This window comes from Streptomyces sp. NPDC020996 (assembly GCF_040641355.1).
Classification (GTDB): domain Bacteria; phylum Actinomycetota; class Actinomycetes; order Streptomycetales; family Streptomycetaceae; genus Streptomyces.
Genome location: NZ_JBFADM010000140.1, coordinates 1 through 3,045 on the forward strand (window position 1 = coordinate 1; position 3,045 = coordinate 3,045).

Annotated in this window: 2 protein-coding genes and 1 pseudogene; 1 reads left to right on the plus strand and 2 read right to left on the minus strand. The window is 59.2% G+C overall.

Annotation, left to right across the window (positions count from 1 at the left end; translation table 11 throughout):
- The first annotated feature begins 509 nt into the window (after window positions 1-509).
- A complete protein-coding gene (locus AB0G63_RS38980) occupies window positions 510-1,655 on the plus strand; it encodes a DNA cytosine methyltransferase (RefSeq protein WP_360760616.1) in 1,146 nt (381 codons plus the stop codon).
- Between the two features lie 266 nt (window positions 1,656-1,921).
- Here AB0G63_RS38980 and AB0G63_RS38985 read toward each other — a convergent pair whose 3' ends face one another.
- Window positions 1,922-2,644, minus strand: a complete 723-nt coding sequence (locus AB0G63_RS38985) for a hypothetical protein (protein ID WP_360760619.1) — start codon at window positions 2,642-2,644, stop codon at window positions 1,922-1,924.
- Between the two features lie 230 nt (window positions 2,645-2,874).
- Window positions 2,875-3,045 (minus strand): annotated as a pseudogene (locus AB0G63_RS38990) (IS1380 family transposase); the annotation flags it as partial.

Genomic DNA, 3,045 nt, shown 5'->3' on the forward strand with positions numbered 1-3,045 from the left:
AGAGTGCTTCTTTCCGTGCAGCCAACAGGACCCTAGACAAGTCCCATCGTTGCAGGTCAGGAGCACTCTCCGCTTATTTGATCAAGACCCGGACACCCCACCTCGTGAAAGCGCGAGGCTAGCGGACAGATGTGTCGGGGACCTGCGAAGCCTTGATCATCTCGATCACGCTGAGACACTCGACGTTGACGCTGCTTGCGTTTAAGGACCTGCGGGATGTAGACCCTGTCGACGCCGGTGACAACGGCGCACCATCTGCTGCCCGTTGACGAGCTAGTCTAGGTTGCTCGTGATGCCGGAAGGCGGGGCGTCGAACCGTCGTGATCGGCACGTCAGGCGACACTCACGTACCGGTCTACCGCGCGCGCTCATCCTTGATCGAGTACGATGACCCATCGTTCCGCCGGTTCTACAAGCAAGCGCAGATGGGGGCACAGGTGGGTGAGCGGTACCCCTTGCAGGCCAAGCGGCGACCGAAGTTTGAGGAGGGCGCTGGCTCCCTGCGAGTCGTGGACCTCTTCGCCGGCTGCGGTGGCCTCACCCTCGGTATTGCTCAGGCAGCCCACAGTCGTGACGTATCGCTTGACGTTCGTCTCGCAGTTGACTTCGAGGCAGCTCCCACCAAGGTCTTCAAAGCTAACTTCCCCAAGGCCAACGTCCAAGAGGGAACCGTCGAGTCCTACTTCGACGGTGACCTCGGCGCCTCGTTGACCGCTCAGGAGGCTGAGACTCTCTCCACGGTGGGTGAGGTGGGTCTGTTGATCGGCGGGCCGCCGTGCCAGGGGCACAGTAACCTCAACAACCACACTCGCCGTGATGATCCCAAGAACCGACTGTACTTGCGTATGGCTCGCGCCGCAGAAGTTCTGCGTCCCCGTGTAGTCGTCATTGAGAACGTGCTGGCCGTTGTCAATGACAAGCAGCAGGTGGTCTCTCGCGCCATCGTTCACCTTAAGAAGCTTGGGTACGAGGTTGCCACCAGTCGTATCGACCTACTCAAACTCGGGGTCGCCCAGACGCGCAAACGCCACATACTGCTGGCAATCCGCGAAGACGCCCTGCCTTTTGGCTTCTCGGCTGCTGACCTGTTGCAGATCGAAGACCATAAAGCCGCACCCCATGACCTGCGTTGGGCGATCGGCGACTTGCTTGAGGTTCGACCGAAGTCATTCTTCGATGAAGCTTCCATACCCAACGCGGATAATCAGCGGCGTATGTTGTATCTCTTCGAGAACGACGAGCACAACCTGCCGAACGAAGAGCGCCCTGAGTGCCACCGGGGCGAGCACAATTACACCTCGATGTATGGCCGCTTGTGGTGGGACCGTCCGGCTCAGACCATTACCAGCGGTTTCGCTACGATGGGTCGCGGACGCTTTGTTCATCCTGAAGTCCCTCGATGTTTGACTGCCCACGAGGCCGCGCGTATCCAGGGTTTCCCCGACTATTTCAAGTTCGTCGATGAGAGGGTCAAGCCTCGCTATGAACTGACTCGCACCCAGGTTCAGGTCATCATCGGTAACGCCGTACCCCCACCCCTGACCGAGGCGCTGACCTCCAAGCTCTTCGACGCTGAGGTTCTGCTGGTGAAGGACGACGCTTCCCAGTTGCCAGATGACGACTTCGCTGCATCTGCTGTCGACCTCGCCTGCTGAGCCTGCAACGAACCGTGGGATACGGCGTATCCCGCAGTGCAGCAAGCCGGGTTCTTTGCAATCTGATTTCGGCGCATGCGGCTGTACGGAGTCCAAACCTCTTGGGCTGGAACGAATGGTGCAGCTCCTCCGCGAGCATGGCCGGCCGGTGCGCGGAGGGCTGACCGATTCTGCCGATCAGAAATGGATTTTCCTCTTCTACTTCACCGAAGACGGCAACGCGCTGGTGGCCTGTTGCTCGTTGCCACCGTTCAGTGATGATCGATCTAAACCGACGGCTGCGGTAGGGCCTGTATCACTTTTGAAACTCGCGCAAGGTCAGGCATCGGGAACTGAAGTGTTGATATCCCGGCTTCTTCGAATAGTCGAAGGAATCCGACGGGGTCAGTGAGTACAAGGCCGTTTTCCTTCGCGAGGTGTGCCGCCTTGAGGATGCCGCGATCCTGAGTCAGGAACACATGCATTCCGCGTACAACTGCTTCGTTCACCAGGATTCGGTCGTGCCCGTTTGGTAGAGCATCGATCAGTCGCTGATGCCTTGAGGTTCGTATCTGCGGAACGGAATCAGCGTCGAACAGGCTATCCTGGATTCCGATAGGGTCGTCATTTGAATCGACCAGCTCTTCCTCGTCATCCTCGGACCATTCAACGTACATCAGGGCGCGAGCGAAGCGCTCAAGAGCGTGCTCCCTGCTGCTTCTGCGCTCGATTGATAATTCGCGTTTAGCATCGTTCAAGATCTCCTCGAAAAGGTGAATCCTGATATCCCAGAAGCAGAAGTAGGGGTCCATTATCTGGCCTATCGACTCAACCTGTTCGGCATGCTTCGGGTTCGCAATATCGAGATCTTCGTCATTCCATAGTTTGCGTCCGAACTGTAGGTAGTCGAGAAGCATGTTGGTGTCCCAGGCCATATGCAACGGACCCGATCCTGACCTGTTCAGGAATATACTGGGGGCTGACTCGTAATCGAAGAGGCCGTATTCCATGTAGTCATGGTGGCATAACTGGGCGCCACAGGTGGCATATTCCAATTTCTTAGCCCCCGCCGCCCCTAGCCTCGATCTTTCTTGATGGGCCGCCGACGGAGTCGGCGGCCCATCTTGTTGCCGGTGGCGGAGGCTGCGCAGGCTGAGGGCCCAAGTGTCGTCTCGGGTGGACGCCGGGTTCCACTGCTCCGGTCTGGGGGTTCTCTCGCAGGGACGGGTGGATCTGCTGGTCAGTCGGGGTTCGGCAGGAGTGCGAGCCGTTCGAGGGCAGCGGTGATGTGGCTGGACCAGGGCCAGTGCCCGGCAAGGCGGAGGAACCTGCGGCGGCCGGTGGTGACGAGCTGTCCGGCCGTGGTGAACAGGCGGAGCCGCAGGCGTCGGGGCTCCCAGAGGCGGGGTTT